The sequence below is a fragment of the Blastococcus sp. MG754426 genome (assembly GCF_021699055.1).
Taxonomy (GTDB): Bacteria; Actinomycetota; Actinomycetes; order Mycobacteriales; family Geodermatophilaceae; genus Blastococcus.
Map to the genome: position 1 here is coordinate 23,074 of NZ_SSXC01000016.1, position 15,164 is coordinate 38,237.

16 protein-coding genes are annotated in these 15,164 nt (G+C 74.1%); 8 read left to right on the top strand and 8 right to left on the bottom strand.

What is annotated here, in order from left to right:
* Positions 1 to 15: 15 nt before the first annotated feature.
* Positions 16 to 846, bottom strand: coding sequence for a formate/nitrite transporter family protein (locus E9549_RS08035; protein ID WP_236826016.1), 831 nt, complete (start codon positions 844 to 846; stop codon positions 16 to 18).
* A gap of 262 nt (positions 847 to 1,108) precedes the next feature.
* On the opposite strand from E9549_RS08035, the gene E9549_RS08040 reads away from it, so the two are divergent.
* From E9549_RS08040 to E9549_RS08060, 5 genes are all read left to right on the top strand, one after another.
* On the top strand, positions 1,109 to 2,095 hold the full coding sequence (locus E9549_RS08040) for an ABC transporter ATP-binding protein (RefSeq protein ID WP_236826017.1): 987 nt from the start codon (positions 1,109 to 1,111) through the stop codon (positions 2,093 to 2,095).
* Entirely contained in the window at positions 2,092 to 2,910 is an 819-nt protein-coding gene (locus E9549_RS08045; RefSeq protein WP_236826018.1) for an ABC transporter permease, read from the top strand. The genes E9549_RS08040 and E9549_RS08045 overlap by 4 nt, the downstream gene beginning before the upstream one ends.
* Positions 2,911 to 2,947: 37 nt before the next feature.
* Positions 2,948 to 4,159 (top strand): sensor histidine kinase, encoded by a 1,212-nt coding sequence (locus E9549_RS24095; RefSeq protein WP_236826019.1) that lies wholly within the window; start codon positions 2,948 to 2,950, stop codon positions 4,157 to 4,159.
* Positions 4,156 to 4,761 (top strand): response regulator transcription factor, encoded by a 606-nt coding sequence (locus E9549_RS08055; RefSeq protein ID WP_236826020.1) that lies wholly within the window; start codon positions 4,156 to 4,158, stop codon positions 4,759 to 4,761. The genes E9549_RS24095 and E9549_RS08055 overlap by 4 nt, the downstream gene beginning before the upstream one ends.
* Before the next feature lie 185 nt (positions 4,762 to 4,946).
* Positions 4,947 to 6,395, top strand: a complete 1,449-nt coding sequence (locus E9549_RS08060; RefSeq protein WP_236826021.1) for a M1 family metallopeptidase — start codon at positions 4,947 to 4,949, stop codon at positions 6,393 to 6,395.
* 34 nt (positions 6,396 to 6,429) lie between these two features.
* Here E9549_RS08060 and E9549_RS08065 read toward each other — a convergent pair whose 3' ends face one another.
* Positions 6,430 to 7,080: an FAD-binding oxidoreductase gene (locus tag E9549_RS08065; protein WP_236826022.1), complete on the bottom strand. Its 651-nt coding sequence runs from the start codon at positions 7,078 to 7,080 to the stop codon at positions 6,430 to 6,432.
* A gap of 99 nt (positions 7,081 to 7,179) precedes the next feature.
* On the bottom strand, positions 7,180 to 7,788 hold the full coding sequence (locus E9549_RS08070) for a sulfite oxidase-like oxidoreductase (RefSeq protein ID WP_236826023.1): 609 nt from the start codon (positions 7,786 to 7,788) through the stop codon (positions 7,180 to 7,182).
* Positions 7,789 to 7,948: 160 nt separating this feature from the next.
* Here E9549_RS08070 and E9549_RS08075 point away from each other — a divergent pair, with 160 nt between their 5' ends.
* The 3 genes from E9549_RS08075 (at position 7,949) to E9549_RS08085 (ending at position 11,428) form a co-directional block, all read left to right on the top strand.
* Positions 7,949 to 8,647 (top strand): succinate dehydrogenase cytochrome b subunit, encoded by a 699-nt coding sequence (locus E9549_RS08075; RefSeq protein ID WP_236826024.1) that lies wholly within the window; start codon positions 7,949 to 7,951, stop codon positions 8,645 to 8,647.
* A gap of 13 nt (positions 8,648 to 8,660) precedes the next feature.
* Entirely contained in the window at positions 8,661 to 10,607 is a 1,947-nt protein-coding gene (locus E9549_RS08080; RefSeq protein ID WP_236826025.1) for a fumarate reductase/succinate dehydrogenase flavoprotein subunit, read from the top strand.
* A gap of 65 nt (positions 10,608 to 10,672) precedes the next feature.
* On the top strand, positions 10,673 to 11,428 hold the full coding sequence (locus tag E9549_RS08085) for a succinate dehydrogenase/fumarate reductase iron-sulfur subunit (protein WP_374201408.1): 756 nt from the start codon (positions 10,673 to 10,675) through the stop codon (positions 11,426 to 11,428).
* Between the two features lie 182 nt (positions 11,429 to 11,610).
* Here the strand turns inward: E9549_RS08085 and E9549_RS08090 are convergent, their stop codons facing one another.
* The 5 genes from E9549_RS08090 to E9549_RS08110 form a co-directional block, all read right to left on the bottom strand.
* Positions 11,611 to 12,516: a DUF1028 domain-containing protein gene (locus tag E9549_RS08090; protein WP_236826027.1), complete on the bottom strand. Its 906-nt coding sequence runs from the start codon at positions 12,514 to 12,516 to the stop codon at positions 11,611 to 11,613.
* 46 nt (positions 12,517 to 12,562) lie between these two features.
* Entirely contained in the window at positions 12,563 to 13,552 is a 990-nt protein-coding gene (locus E9549_RS08095; protein ID WP_236826028.1) for an LLM class flavin-dependent oxidoreductase, read from the bottom strand.
* Between the two features lie 69 nt (positions 13,553 to 13,621).
* Complete coding sequence (locus E9549_RS08100) at positions 13,622 to 14,239, bottom strand: hypothetical protein (RefSeq protein WP_236826029.1); 618 nt, start codon at positions 14,237 to 14,239, stop codon at positions 13,622 to 13,624.
* 97 nt (positions 14,240 to 14,336) lie between these two features.
* Positions 14,337 to 14,678 (bottom strand): PspC domain-containing protein, encoded by a 342-nt coding sequence (locus E9549_RS08105; protein WP_236826030.1) that lies wholly within the window; start codon positions 14,676 to 14,678, stop codon positions 14,337 to 14,339.
* Between the two features lie 164 nt (positions 14,679 to 14,842).
* A complete protein-coding gene (locus E9549_RS08110) occupies positions 14,843 to 15,079 on the bottom strand; it encodes a DUF1348 family protein (protein ID WP_236826031.1) in 237 nt (78 codons plus the stop codon).
* Between the last annotated feature and the right edge of the window lie 85 nt (positions 15,080 to 15,164).

The window sequence follows — 15,164 nt, forward strand, 5'->3', positions numbered from 1 at the left end:
CCGGTGGCGGCGCCCCTACCGGCCGCGGGCGACGGCGGCGCGCTCCCGCTCGATCAGGTCCTTGCTGCGCACCAGCCGGATCAACGTCACCACGAGCAGCCCCCCGGCCATGTTGAGCAGCACGGTGTACCAGAACCAGGCCAGCCAGTCCCCGTAGCCGAACGGGGCGCCGACGTGGAGGGCCCCGAAGATCAGCAGCGAGTCGAGGATCGAGTGGAAGAGCATGAGCCCGGCCAGCAGGAAGCCGCCGATCACCGATGCGACGATCTTGCCGCCCTCGGAGTGCGCGCCGTGCTGCATGCGCGTCATGAGCGTGATGACGCTGCCGCCCAGGAACGCCAGGGCGACCGACTGCAGGTCCAGCGGCGCCTCCACGAAGTGCCGCGCCGACTCCAGCGCGACGTCGGCCAGGTCGGGGAAGCCCTGCACGACCAGCCACATCACCAGCCAGCCGCCGACGAGGTTCGCGACGAGGGTCCCGATCCACAGCTTGGCCAGCTGCCCGCCGCTGGCGCGTCGGGCGAACACGGCCGTGACGGGCACCAGGAAGCCCTCGGTGAACAGCTCGCTGCGTCCCAGCATGAGGGCGACGAAGCCGATGCTGAACGCCAGCCCGGCGAGCAGCTCGCTGCCGGTCGCCTCGAGCACGGCCAGGAGGGCCAGCACGCCGACGGCCACCTCCAGCCCCCCGGCCAGCCCGGTGGCCAGCACCTCCCGCCAGCGGCGGTGCAGCCGCTGCGCGCCCTCGCTGACGATCTTGTCGAACGCCTCGGCGATCTCGTCCTCGGCCGGGGCGTCGGTCTCCCCCAGCTCGGCGCGCGTGCGCTCCTCGTCCTGGTCCTGCACGGCTCCTCCTCGACGTCCGGGGCACCGGGACCGGGAACGGGCGGCACGTCCTCCCGCGCCCCTACCCGGAGCGCCGCCGGCCACACCGCCCGGCACCCGCGGCATGGGGCGCACCCATGACACGCGTCACGGGTGGGCCGTGCGGAGGGCGCCGCAGGTTGTGAACGACGGCACCCGACCCGGCTCCGTCGGGGCGGCAGGGTCGGAGGTGCGTCCGGAGGACCGGCCCGACGGTGGCCGGCGGACGCACTGAGGAGGGCCCGTGACCGACGTCCACGCGCAACCCGGCCGGCGGCCGACGCACCCCCGCGGGGACGTGCCCGCCGTCGAGGTCACCGACCTGCGGCGCCGGTACGGCGACTTCGAGGCGGTGCGCGGCATCTCCTTCGAGGTGCGCCCCGGCGAGGTGTTCGCGCTGCTCGGCGTGAACGGCGCCGGCAAGACCTCCGCGCTGGAGGTGCTGGAGGGCCTGGCGCGCCCCGACGGCGGGACGGTGCGGATCCTGGGCGCCGACCCCCTCCGGCAGCACGCCGCGGTCCGGCCGCACCTGGGGGTGCTGCTGCAGTCGAGCGGGCTGCCGGGCGACCTCACCGTCGCCGAGACGGTGACCACGTGGGCGCGGACGCTGACCCGCTCGCGCCCGGTCGAGGAGGCCCTGGCGCAGGTCGGCATGGGAGACCGCGCCGACGTCCGGGTGCGCAGCCTCTCCGGCGGCGAACGGCGCCGGCTGGACCTCGCGCTGGCCCTGCTGGGGCGCCCGCGGGTGCTGGTGCTCGACGAGCCGACCACCGGACTGGACCCGGAGAGCCGCCGCACCGTCTGGTCGCTGGTCCGGGAGATGGTGCGGGGCGGCACGGCCGTGGTGCTCACCACCCACCACCTCGAGGAGGCCGAGGAGCTCGCCGACCGCATCGCGATCCTGCGCGCCGGCCGGATCGAGCTGGAGGGCACCCCGGAGGAGATCACCGGGACGCAGCCGGCCACCGTCCGCTTCACCCTCGGGCCGGCCGCGCCCCCGCTGCCGGCGCTGCCCGGCGTGCGCCTGGTCGAGCCCGCGCCCCGCGTGGAGCTGCACACCCGCGACCTGCAGCCGGTGCTCACCGCCCTGCTCGGCTGGGCCGCCGCCGAGGACGTCGCCCTGGGTGGGCTCCAGGCGCGGTCGGCCTCCCTGGAGCAGGCGTTCCTCGCCGTCGCCGACGGCGACCCCACCACCCACCCGACCCGCCTCGAGACCGGGAGCACCCGATGACCACCGCCACGACCACCGCTCCGCCCGCCACCGGGCCGAGCCGCACCCGCCGCACGCTCGCGCTCGCCGGCGCGGAGACCAGGCTGTTCCTCCGCAACCGCACCGCGGTCGTGAACTCGGTGCTGCTGCCGCTCCTGCTGGTGGCCGCCGTGCCCGCGCTCGGCGTCGGGGGAGGTGAGGTCGCCGTGGGCCCGCGGCTGCTGGTCAGCGCCATCGGCGTGATGCTGGTCTTCCTGACCTACTACAACCTGCTCACCACGTTCGTCGCCCGCCGCCAGGAGCTGGTGCTGCAGCGGATGCGCACCGGCGAGCTGACCGGCACCGAGGTGGTCCTCGGGATCGCCGCCCCGACGCTGCTGGTCACCGTCGGCCAGGTGGCGCTGGTCGGGATCGGGGTCGCCGTCCTCGGGGAGTGGTCGGCGCCGGTCGACGTCGTCCTGCCGCTGGTCGCGCTCGTCGGCGGCGCGGCGCTCATGCTGCTGCTGGCGGCGGCGAGCACCGCGTTCACCCGCACCTCCGAGAGCGCCCAGATCACCGCCCTGCCGTTCCTGGTGGTGTCCTCCTCGCTGTGCGGGGTGTTCTTCCCCCTCTCCGTGCTGCCCGACGTGCTCGCCACCGCGGCCCGGATGCTGCCGCTGACCCCGGTGGTCGAGCTCGCCCAGCTGGGCCTGGCCGGCACCACCTGGGACGGCCAGGGGGTCGGGTGGGCCGGCGCGTGGACCGAGGCCCTGGTCCCGCTGGCGGTGCTCGCCGCATGGCTCGGCATCGGCGCCTCGCTCGCCCGGCGCTGGTTCCGCTGGGCGCCGCGGCGGTGAGCGGGGGCGCCCCGGGGCGGTGCGGCAGCATGGCGGCGTGCCGACCGTGATGCGCTGGTGGAGGAGCCGCTCCGACGCCGAGCGCATCGAGCTCTACACCCGGTGGTCCTTCTACACGTTCCTCGGGGCGGTGCCGCTGTTCGCCGTCGGTGTGCTGGGGGCGGCCACCTCCCCCGTGCCCGCCCCCGCCGTCGCCCTGTTCCTCGCGGGCGCCGCCGGCACCGCCGTCGGCGGGGTGGTGGTGACCCGCCGGGGCTTGGCCGCGCACCGCCGGGAGGAGCCGCTCCCCGCCGGGCCGGTGGCCGGCGCGTTCGCGGCGGCCGGCGTGATGGCCGCCGCCGGTGCCTGGGCGTTCCGCACCGGTGACCCCTCCCCCGTCGTGCCGTGGTCGGTGGCGCTGCCCCTCGGCATGGTGCTGACGGCCTGCTCGACGGTCTGGACCACCCGGCAGCTGCTCCCGCACACGCTCGCCATCGGGGTGCTCAGCGGGGTCGCCGCGGGCCTGGACGGGACCCCCGTGGCCGCGGCCGTGACGCAGGGCGTCGTCCTCGCGATCGCGGTGCTCGCGGTGGTGCTCGCCTTCCGCTTCTCGGTGTGGGTGCTCGACGTGGTGCAGGAGATGGCCCGCAGCCGCGGCGTGCAGCTGCAGCTCGCGGTCGCCGAGGAGCGGCTCCGCTTCGCCCGCGACCTGCACGACGTCATGGGTCGCGACCTCTCCACCATCGCGGTGAAGAGCCAGCTCGCCGGCGAGCTGGTGCGCCGCGGCCAGCCGGGGGCCGCCGAGGAGCTGGCCGACATCGCGCGCATCGCCGAGGGGTCGCTGCGCGAGGTGCGCGAGGTGGTGCGGGGGTACCGGTCGGTCGACCTCGCCGGCGAGCTGGCCGGCGCCCGCTCGGTGCTCCGGGCGGCCGGGGTCGCCTGCACCGTCACCGGTGAGGACGCCGGCACCGCGCTGCCCGAGCAGGTGCAGACGGCGTTCGGCTGGGTGGTGCGCGAGGCGGTGACCAACGTGCTGCGGCACAGCCGCGCCACGGAGTGCACGATCACCCTGTCCGTCGCGCCGGAGGAGGTGCAGCTGTCCGTGGTCAACGACGGCACCGGCGACGGCGACCGCGGCTGGGGCAACGGCCTCACCGGGCTGGCCGAGCGGCTGGCCGGGCTGGACGGCCGACTGCGCGCCCACGCGGCGGACGGCCGGTTCCTGCTGGCGGCGACGCTGCCGAGGGCCGTCGCGGGGGTGGCGCGGTGATCCGCGTGCTCCTGGCCGACGACGAGAACCTGATCCGCTCGGCGCTGGCCGCTCTCCTTGCCCTGGAGGAGGACCTGTCGGTCGTCGCCGAGGCCGCCTCGGCCGCGGAGGCGCTCGCGATGGCCCGGGCGCACGCGCCGGACGTCGCCGTCCTCGACCTCCAGCTGCCCGACCGCGACGGCATCTCGCTCGCCGCCGAGCTCGCGACCGTCGTCCCCGGCTGCGGGCTGGTGATCGTCACCGGGCACGGCCGCCCGGGCCACCTCAAGCGGGCGCTGGAGGCCGGCGTCCGCGGCTTCCTGCCCAAGACGGTGAGCGCGGCGGTGCTCACCTCCGTCGTCCGCACCGTGCACGGCGGAGGACGCTACGTCGACCCGGAGCTGGCCGCCGAGGCGATCAGCGCCGGGGACAGCCCCCTGACCCCGCGGGAGGCCGACATCCTGGAGCTGGCCGCCGGCGGGGCGCCGGTGGAGGAGATCGCCGCGCGGGCCCACCTCTCCCCGGGCACGGTGCGCAACCACCTGTCCGCCGCGGCGGCCAAGCTCGGCGCCCCCAACCGGCACGCCGCCGTCACCGAGGCCCGCCGGCGGGGCTGGCTCTGACGCCGGCGGCGTCCGCCTCGGGGGCCCCGCCGCCGGTCGCAGCCCGCGACGACGCGTGCCCACGGGGTGGCCCCACGCGGGGCGGCCGCGGGGCCGCGCGGTCGCACACCGAACGAGCCGACGCCGGGCCGTTACCGTCGCGCTCCCCCGCGCAGCAGGTGGCGCGACGGCTCGGAGGAGCGGCCATGTCCCGGAAACTCCCGCTGCTGACCGCGACGACCGTGGTGGTGCTCGGCCTGAGCCCCGGCGCCGCGCTCGGCGACGAGGGCCCCGCGCCGGGCGCCCCCGGCATCGGGGACCCCTACTTCCCGCTCGACGGCAACGGCGGCTACGACGTCCTCCACTACGACCTCGACCTCCGCTACGACCCGGCCACCGACGTCCTCGACGGGGTCGCGACCATCACCGCGCGGGCGCTGCAGGACCTCTCCGCCTTCAACCTGGACCTGCAGGGCATGGAGGTGCGCTCCGTGCGGGTGGGCTCGGCCGAGGCGACGTGGGTGCGCGAGGGCGGCGAGCTCACCATCACGCCGGCGAGGGCGCTGCCCGCCGGGCAGCGCTTCGCCGCCACGGTCACCTACGACGGCGTGCCGGGGACCATCACCGACGCGCTCGGCACCTCCGGTTTCATGCACACCGACGACGGGGCGGTCGTCGCCGGCCAGCCCGACGGGGCGGCCACCTGGTTCCCCGCCAACGACCACCCGCGCGACGCCGCCTCGGTCGACGTGCGGGCGACCGTGCCGGAGGGGCTGGAGGCCGTCTCCAACGGCGTCCTGGGCGGCAGCCGCACCGCGGACGGGTGGACCACCTGGGAGTGGCGCGCGCAGGAGCCGATGGCCACCTACCTGGTGACGCTGGCGATCGGCGAGTTCGAGCTGCGGGAGCACCGGGCCGACGGCATCCGGTTCTGGGACGCCCTCGACCCCGACCTGTTCACCCTCGACCTCGACCCCGAGGCGGAGGGCCCGTCCGCCGGGGAGGTCGCCGAGGCGTCGCTGGCCCGGCAGCCGGAGATCATCGGCTTCCTCTCCGAGTTCTTCGGCCGGCCCTACCCGTTCCGCCCGGCCGGCGGGATCGTCGACGACCACCCGGAGTTCCAGTTCGCGCTGGAGACGCAGACCCGGTCGATCTACGCGCCGGTGTTCTTCACCGACCCGGTCAGCGGCGACCTGGTGGTGGTGCACGAGCTCGCGCACCAGTGGATCGGCGACCTGGTGCGCATCGACGAGTGGCGGCACATCTGGCTCAACGAGGGGTTCGCCACCTACGCCGAGTGGCTGTGGCTCGAGCGCGAGGGGCTCTCCACGCCGCAGCAGGAGTTCGACGCCATCGCCGCCGGTGCGCCGCCGGAGTTCTGGGACCTGACCATCGGCGACCCGGGCCCGGCCACGGAGGACCTCTTCGACATCGCGGTCTACTACCGCGGCGCGATGACCCTCCACGCGCTGCGCGGAGCGGTGGGCGACGACGCCTTCACCTCGATCGTCCAGCGGTGGGTGGCCTCGCAGGCCGGCGGCACGGCGACGACCGAGGAGTTCGTCGCCCTCGCGGAGGAGGTGTCGGGGCAGCAGCTGGACGAGCTCTTCGAGCTCTGGTTGTCCACCCCGGGTAACCCCACCGCGGCCGGCTGACAGCATCGGGCGGCCCAGGGCCCGGACGGGGCCCTCAGCCGCTCGGGCCGAACTGCTCGACGCGGATGTCCGCCGCCGGGGTGCCCAGGGTCTCCAGCAGCCGGGTGGCCGCACCCGCGAACGCCGCGGATCCGCAGACGTAGGCCGTCTGCCCCGGCTCCCACAGCGGCACCAGGTCCACGGCGGTGAGCCGCCCCGCGGGCCGGATGCCGCGCGGCTCGCGGGTGGTCACGACCAGCGCGCCGGCGTCGAGCAGCTCGTCGGCGTAGGGCAGCAGCTCCAGCGTGCGCACGCTGACCGCGGTGCGCAGCCGGTCGGTGCGCCCCAGCGCCCGCGCGGTGCGCAGCATCGACACGAACGGCACCACCCCGCTGCCGCCGGCGACCAGCAGCGCCGGGCTCTCGGTGTCCCACACGAACCAGCCGCCGATCGGCCCGCGGACCTCGAGGACGTCGCCGGGCTCCACGACGTCGGCCAGGTGGGTGGAGACCTCGCCGTCGTCGAGCCGCTCGACGAACAGCTCGACCAGCGGATCCCCCGGCGCCGAGGCCACCGAGTACGACCGCTGGGCGGTGTAGCCGTCCGGCGCGGTCAACCGCACCACGTAGTGCTGGCCGGGCAGGTGGTCGACCCGGTCGGCGACGTCCAGCCGGAGCTGCACCGAACGGGGCACCGGGCGCCGCACGCCCGCGACCGTCGCCGTCCGCCACCCCCCTGACGGCGCCCTCACGGCCCCGTCCAGATGCTCGCCGCGAGCTCGCGAGCGGTGAGGGGGGCGGGGTCCTCAATCACCCTGGTACCGCTGCTGCCGCCACGGGTCGCCCCGGTCGTGGTAGCCGTTCTGCTCCCAGAAGCCGGGCTGGTCGCGCCGGAGCAGCGTGAGCTTGCTGATCCACTTGGCGCTCTTCCAGAAGTACAGGTGCGGCACCAGCAGCCGGACGGGCCCGCCGTGCTCAGGGGTGAGCGGGCGGCCGTCGAAGTCCCAGACCAGCCACGCCCTGCCCCCGGTCACGTCGGCGAGCGGCAGGTTGGTGGTGTAGCCGGTCTTCGACGTCGCCATGACGAACTGCGCCTCGGCGGTCGGCCGGACGGCGTCCAGCAGCGTGTCGACCGAGACCCCCGAGAAGCGGGTGTCGAACTTCGACCACGTGGTGACGCAGTGGATGTCGCCGCGGTACTCCGACGGGGGCAGCCGGTGGGCCTCGTCCCACGACCAGGTGGTGGGCTGCTCGACCTGGCCGTCGACGGTGATGCTCCACGTCTCCGGGGTGATGCGCGGGGTCGGCTCGGCGGTGAGGACCGGCCAGTCGGCGCCGACGTCGTACTGGCCGGGGGGCAGCCGGGGGTCGCGCTCGCGACGGCGGCCGAGGAAGCCACGGGTGGGGGTGGGCACGTGCACAGCCTGCCCGCCGCGGGGCGGTGTGACCACCGGCCCGGCCGCGTCACGTCGAGCGCGGCGGCGGGCTCCCCGGTGAGGGTCGCCTTACATGAGGTGTGTCACCTCGTGTTTGGTTGGTGGCAAGCACGGTGTAGTCCTAGCGTGGGGACTTGTGGTGACGGTGGAGCACGCGCAGCGCAGGACCCCCAAGGTGGCGAAGACCAACTCGGTCTTCAAGAAGGCCGTGATGGCCGTCAGCGGCATCATCATGGTGCTGTACCTGATCGCGCACGTGATCGGGAACCTGAAGGCCTTCTCGGGCGCCGAGGCGTTCAACTCGTACTCGGGCTGGATCCGGACGGTCGGCAACCCGGCGCTGCCGGGCCAGACGACGCTCTGGGCCATCCGCATCGTGCTGCTGGTCGCGGTGGTGGCGCACTTCTGGGCCGCCGTCTCGCTGTGGCGCCAGGCCAAGCGGGCCCGCCCCCAGGGCTACGTCACCAAGAAGGCCACCGCGCAGAGCTACGCATCGCGCACCATGCGCTGGGGCGGCGTGATCATCGGCGCGTTCATCATCTACCACGTCCTCGACCTGACCACCGGCACGGTGAACGCCGAGGGCTTCGACAGCACGCCGTACGAGCGGCTGGTCGCCAGCTTCCAGAACCCCTTCGTCACGATCTTCTACGCCATCTCGGTGATCCTCCTGGGCATGCACCTGCGCCACGGCATCTGGAGCGCCACGCAGACCCTGGGGCAGAGCAACCGGCGCCGCGAGAAGACCGTCAGCGCCTTCGCCGTGGCGTTCGCGACGGTGCTGACCATCGGCTTCCTGCTCGTGCCCTTCTCCGTCCTCTTCGGGCTCATCGACTAAGGAGCTCCCCCCGATGCCTCTCGAGCTGTTCACCGTCGGCGAGCCGATCGCCGACACCAAGGCCCCCACCGACGTCCCGATCGGCGAGCGCTGGAGCGAGCGCAAGTTCCGCGGCCGCCTGGTCAACCCGGCCAACCGCCGCAAGCTGACGGTCATCGTCGTCGGCACCGGTCTGGCCGGCGGTTCCGCCGCCGCCACGCTGGGCGAGGCCGGCTACAAGGTGAAGTCGTTCTGGTACCAGGACAGCCCGCGCCGCGCGCACAGCGTCGCCGCGCAGGGCGGGATCAACGCCGCGAAGAACTACCGCAACGACGGCGACAGCGTGCACCGGCTGTTCTACGACACGGTCAAGGGCGGCGACTTCCGCTCCCGCGAGAACAACGTGCACCGCCTCGCCGAGGTCAGCGTCAACATCATCGACCAGTGCGTCGCACAGGGCGTGCCCTTCGCCCGCGAGTACGGCGGCCTGCTCGACAACCGCTCCTTCGGTGGCACGCAGGTCTCGCGCACCTTCTACGCCCGCGGCCAGACGGGCCAGCAGCTGCTCTACGGCGCCTACCAGGCCCTCGAGCGGCAGATCGCGGCCGGCAGCGTCGAGCAGCACGCGCGCACCGAGATGCTGGACCTGATCGTGGTCGACGGCCGCGCCCGCGGCATCGTCGCCCGCGACCTGGTCAGCGGCGAGATCAGCACCCACTTCGCCGACGCCGTCGTCATCGCCAGCGGTGGCTACGGCAACGTCTTCTACCTGTCCACGAACGCCAAGGGCTCCAACGCCACGGCGATCTGGCGGGCGCACAAGCGGGGCGCGTACTTCGCCAACCCCTGCTACACCCAGATCCACCCCACCTGCATCCCGGTCAAGGGCGACTACCAGTCGAAGCTGACCCTGATGTCGGAGTCCCTCCGCAACGACGGCCGCGTGTGGGTGCCCAAGGAGCGCGGCGACACCCGCGACCCGCGGGAGATCCCCGAGAGCGAGCGCGACTACTACCTCGAGCGGCTCTACCCCTCGTTCGGCAACCTGGTCCCCCGCGACATCGCCTCCCGCCAGGCGAAGAACGTGTGCGACGAGGGCCGCGGCGTCGGCCCCGGCGGGCTGGGGGTGTACCTGGACTTCGCCGAGGCGATCGAGCGGCTGGGCCGCCCGGCGGTCGAGGCGAAGTACGGCAACCTCTTCGACATGTACGCCCAGATCACGGGCGAGGACCCCTACGCGGTCCCCATGCGGATCTACCCGGCGGTGCACTACACGATGGGCGGCCTGTGGGTCGACTACGACCTGCAGTCGACGATCCCGGGCATGTTCGTGATCGGTGAGGCGAACTTCTCCGACCACGGCGCGAACCGGCTCGGCGCCTCGGCGCTCATGCAGGGCCTGGCCGACGGCTACTTCGTGCTGCCGTCGACGATCAGCAGCTACCTGGCCGACGGCCCGTTCGAGAAGGTCGACGAGAGCCACCCGGCCGCGGTGGAGGCGCTCACCGGCGTGCAGGAGCAGGTGCAGAAGCTGCTCAGCATCAACGGCAACCGCACCCCGGCGTCCTTCCACCGCGAGGTCGGCCAGCTGATGTGGGACCTCTGCGGCATGGAGCGCACGGACGAGGGCCTGCGCAAGGCCATCGACCGCATCCAGGAGATCCGCCAGGAGTTCTGGACCAACCTGAAGGTCACCGGCGACTGGCACTCGTTCAACCAGACGCTGGAGCACGCCGGCCGGGTCGCCGACTTCATCGAGCTCGCCGAGCTGATGTGCATCGACGCCCTGCACCGCCGCGAGAGCTGCGGCGGCCACTTCCGCGCGGAGAGCCAGACCCCGGAGGGCGAGGCGCTGCGCGACGACGAGAACTTCGCCTACGTGGCGGCCTGGGAGTGGACGCCGGAGGGCCAGCCCCCGGTGCTGCACCGGGAAGCCCTCGAGTACGAGTACGTCCACCTCGCCCAGCGGAGCTACAAGTGACAGCCACACACGAAGGCGCGATGCGCTCCAGCGTCGGCAACCCCGGGGCGGAGAGCAAGCGCGGGATGAACCTGACGCTGCGCATCTGGCGCCAGCAGGGGCCGACGGTCAAGGGCAAGATGGTGACCTACAAGATCACCGACATCTCCCCCGACATGTCGTTCCTCGAGATGCTCGACGTGCTCAACGAGCAGCTGATCATGCAGGGCGACGACCCGGTCGCCTTCGACCACGACTGCCGCGAGGGCATCTGCGGCATGTGCGGCGTCATGATCAACGGCCAGGCGCACGGCCCGCAGCAGACGACCACCTGCCAGCTGCACATGCGGTCGTTCGCCGACGGCGACACGATCGACATCGAGCCGTGGCGGGCCACCGCGTTCCCGATCATCAAGGACCTCGCGGTCGACCGGCGGGCGTTCGACCGGATCATCCAGGCCGGCGGCTACATCAGCGTCCCGACCGGGACCGCCCCGGAGGCGCACGCCACCCCGGTGCCCAAGGCCGACTCGGACGCCGCGTTCGACGCCGCGACCTGCATCGGCTGCGGCGCCTGCGTGGCGGCCTGCCCGAACGCCTCCTCGATGCTGTTCACCGCCGCGAAGGTGACGCACCTGGGGCTGCTCCCCCAGGGTCAGCCCGAGCGCAACGACCGCGTGGTCAACATGGTGGCGCAGCAGGACCGCGAGGGCTTCGGCGGCTGCACCAACATCGGCGAGTGCTCGGCCTCCTGCCCCAAGGGCATCTCGATGGAGACGATCTCGCGGCTCAACCACGACCTCCTCGGCGCCCTGCGCGCCGGCGCGCGGCCGAAGAGCTGAGCACCGGCCCCGTCCGACGACGGGGCCGCCGCGACGGGCGGGCACCCACTCCGGGTGTCCGCCCGTCGCGCTCTCCGGGCCCCGGCGCCGTCGTCACCGTGATGAGCGGCCCGGCCGTCGCGCTGTACCGGACCACCGGCCCGGGCGGCACGGCCGGGGAGAGGCCCGTCGCGCCGCGGCGATCAGCTGGGCGGGACCGGCGGGATGATCCGGTCGACGACGTCGGCCGGCATGAGCCCGGCCTTGCCGAATCGGCTGGCGGCCTCGATGAACTGCGGCGCGGTGGCGGCGAGGTCGACGAGCATCGCGCGGGCGTCGTCCTCCCGTCCGGCGAGCGCCGCGACGACGGCCCGCCACATCAGCTGGTCGGGCTCGCTGACCGGGTCCATCGGCCGGAGCAGCTCCAGCTCGCGGTCGGCGGTGACCGGGTCGCCGTCGATGGCCTGCTGGAACGCGCGGACGACGTCCTGGTAGCGGGCGCGCGTGACGGTGAGGTCGGCCAGCACACCCAGCGGGTCCGGGGAGTCGTCGACCCGCAGGTCGACCACCATGTCGTGCCAGGGGCGGCCGGTGGTGGTCGCGCGGACGACCATGATCGCGGCCGACCGGCGCCCCCGGAAGTCCCCGCCGGCCTCCTCCCCCGCCACCAGGGAGTTGAGCAACCGCTGGGCGAGCGGGCCCGAGGAGCCCTCGAACCGCTCCACCATCGCCTCCCACACCGCCGGGGAGCTGGCCATGTTGGCCAGGGCGACGCAGGTGTCGCCGATGAGGTGCCCGGCGGCGTCGACGCAGCTGGTTCCGGTGTACACGGCGAAGTCGCCGGCCAGGCCCAGCACGGCGACCTGCCGGCGCTCGGGCTGCGGGTCGACGCTGCTGAGCGCCGTCAGGACCTCCTGGGCGGTGAAACCGCCGCGGAGCAGGTCGAGGCCGACGGCGCCGTACATGGGCTCGGCCATCGACTGCGTCGCGATGACGCCGTGCCCGGGGAGGGCGAAGGGGACGCTGTTGCCGACCGCGAAGGCCTGGGACTGCGTGGCGACGCCCATCTCCCCGGTCTCCGGGTCGCGGGCCACGATCGAGTACGTCACCGCCGCCGCCTACCCGCGTCGCCCCGGGGGCCGAAACACGGGTGCGTCACAGCGCGCGCGGAGCCATCGCCCCGGCGACGAGCTCCACCGACCGCAGCCGCCCCTCGAGGGACCCCGACTGGTGGGCGACGATCAGCTCGTCGGCGTCGGCGAGCTTCGCGAACCCCTCCAGGTGCTCGCGCACCTCGTCCGGGGTGCCGACGGCGGTGTGGGTGAGCATCGTGCCGACGTGCTGGCCGGCGCCCTGGGCGAGCAGCTGGTCGGCCTGCTCGTCGGTGAGCGCCCGGCCACGGCCGAACAGGCCGACGGCCAGGTTCCGGCGCACCGCCTGGAGCTGGTCCTGGGCGGCCGCGGTGCTGTCGGCGGCGACCACGTTGACACCGGCGATGACGTAGGGCTCGGCGAGCTGCTCGGAGGGCTTGAACTCCCGCCGGTAGGCGGCGACCGCGGGCTCCAGCATGGCGGGCGCGAAGTGCGAGGCGAAGGCGTAGGGCAGGCCCAGGGCGGCGGCGAGCGTGGCGCCGAACATCGAGGAGCCCAGCACGTACAGCGGCACCCGCGAGCCCTTGCCGGGGATCGCGTCGACGCCGGGCACCCGCGTCTCACCGGCGAGGTAGGCCTGCAGCTCGAGCACGTCCTGCGGGAACGTGTCGGCCGAGCGCGGGTCGCGGCGCAGCGCGTACATGGTGTTCTGGTCGCTGCCGGGCGCGCGTCCCAGGCCCAGGTCGATGCGGCCCGGGTACATCGCGTCCAGCGTGCCGAACTGCTCGGCGATCGTCAGCGGCGAGTGGTTGGGCAGCATGACGCCGCCGGCGCCCAGCCGGATGCTGCGGGTCTGCGCGCCGACGTGGGCGATGAGCACGCTGGTGGCCGACGACGCGATCGTGGGCATGTTGTGGTGCTCGGCGTACCAGACCCGCGCGTAGCCGTGCTCCTCGGCGCGCTGGGCGAGGGCGACGCTGGCCGCGATGGCGCTGCTCGCGGTCTCCCCGCGCGGGATGGGTGCCAGGTCGAGGACGGACAGGGTGGTGCTCATCTGCGGTGCAAGCCTTTCGCGTCGGTTGCACCGGGCAACGCCGTCCGGCCGCGGCTGCTTCCCCGCGGGTCAGCGGCTCTGCAGCGCGTCCAGGGCCACCGCCATCGCCGCCGCCACCCGGACGTCCAGCCGGGGGTCGGGGACGGTCACCGTGTAGTGGTCGCGCAGCGCGATCCGCTTCTGGCTGCTCATCACGGGCACCCCGGACCGGCTGTCGGTGAAGTCGAAGTGGAAGACGAAAGGCATCGGGATGGCGTCCAGGAACGGGATGAGGTCCCAGACCCGGCGCAGCACCGCGATGAACGGGTTGCGCTCCCGGCCGACCGCCTCGACGCCCGGCGCGGAGAGGTGCCAGGTGGAGCGCAGCAGGCTGGCCCCGAAGTCCTTGCGGAAGTAGCCGATCGGCTGGCCGTGCTCGTCCAGGACGTCGTGCTCGGCGCCGACGTCGAGGCGCTGCCGGGCCTTGAAGGAGAACGCCCGCCGGCTCTTCCCCGCGTCGGCGAAGAAGACGACCTCCTCGCGGAGCTTCATCCGCTTCTGCTCGGCGAGGGCGAGGAGCCGGCCCTCGCTGCCGTCGGGGTTCGCGGCCAGCACCTCGTAGCGGTTGACCATCATCGTCACCCGCTGCCGCACGAAGAACGTCGGGACGACGGCCGGGGCCGGCTGGGATCCGGAGGGGTGGGTCACGTCGGTGCTCCGTCGCTGCTCGGGGCCGTGGCCCGCCCATCGTGGCGGACCGGCGCCGGTCGGGGGCCGGCGCCGGTCCGCGTGTCGACCGCCGGGGTCACCGCGGCGGGGCCGGCCGGCGCCCGGTGAGGGTCTCGTGCAGCCGCTGGACCAGCCGCTCCAGCGGGCTCGGGGTCTCGTCGCTGCGGGGCGGTCCGGCGGGCATCAGCACCCAGAGCAGCAGGTAGACCAGGACACCGGCCCCACCGGCGACGGTGAGGCCGACGAAGCCGACGCGCCAGAGCACGGCGTCGATGCCGCTGTAGTCGGCCAGGCCGCCGCAGACACCGCCGGCCATCCGGTCGGTGGTGCTGCGGCGGAGCTCCGGCCGCCCCGACGGGGGCTGCTGCGCCTCGCCGGGGGCGTCGGCGGGAGGAGGGAGAGGAACCGAGTTCGTCATGCCACGAGCCTGCCGTCGACGTCGCGCCCTGGACATCCGGTGACACCCGGAACCGCCCCTGGTTCTGCGCTCAGGGTCGGCCCGGGTGGGACGCGGGCATGCCGCGGGCCTACGTCACCGGGGGCTTCCCCGTGAGCACCCCCGAGACGGGCCGGTGCGCCGGCTCAGCGCAGCGGCAACGGGGTGCTGTCGCCGTCCTCCCGCGGGCCGAGGATCCACCGCTCCTCGGCCGCGATGGGCACGTCGTCGATGCCGGCCGCCCGGCGGCGCATGAGGCCGTCGGCGGCGAACTCCCAGTTCTCGTTGCCGTAGGAGCGCCAGGTGCCGCCCTCGTCGTCGTGCCACTCGTACCGGAACCGGACGTCGATGCGGTCGCCGGGGAAGGGCCGCCGGCCGGCCACCACCGCCAGCCTGCCGGGGACCGGCCGCGACCGCGCGCCCGGCCGATGAGTTCTCCGGGGCCTGCCCGTCTAGGTTCACGACGAC

Excerpts from the sequence above, each read along its gene's own strand:
- E9549_RS08095 (WP_236826028.1), bottom strand. The coding sequence starts at position 13,552 with ATGAGCACCACCCTGTCCGTCCTCGACCTGGCACCCATCCCGCGCGGG.
- E9549_RS08085 (WP_374201408.1), top strand. The coding sequence starts at position 10,673 with ATGAACCTGACGCTGCGCATCTGGCGCCAGCAGGGGCCGACGGTCAAG.
- E9549_RS08045 (WP_236826018.1), top strand. The coding sequence starts at position 2,092 with ATGACCACCGCCACGACCACCGCTCCGCCCGCCACCGGGCCGAGCCGC.
- E9549_RS08105 (WP_236826030.1), bottom strand. The coding sequence starts at position 14,678 with ATGACGAACTCGGTTCCTCTCCCTCCTCCCGCCGACGCCCCCGGCGAG.
- E9549_RS08060 (WP_236826021.1), top strand. The coding sequence starts at position 4,947 with ATGTCCCGGAAACTCCCGCTGCTGACCGCGACGACCGTGGTGGTGCTC.
- E9549_RS08080 (WP_236826025.1), top strand. The coding sequence starts at position 8,661 with ATGCCTCTCGAGCTGTTCACCGTCGGCGAGCCGATCGCCGACACCAAG.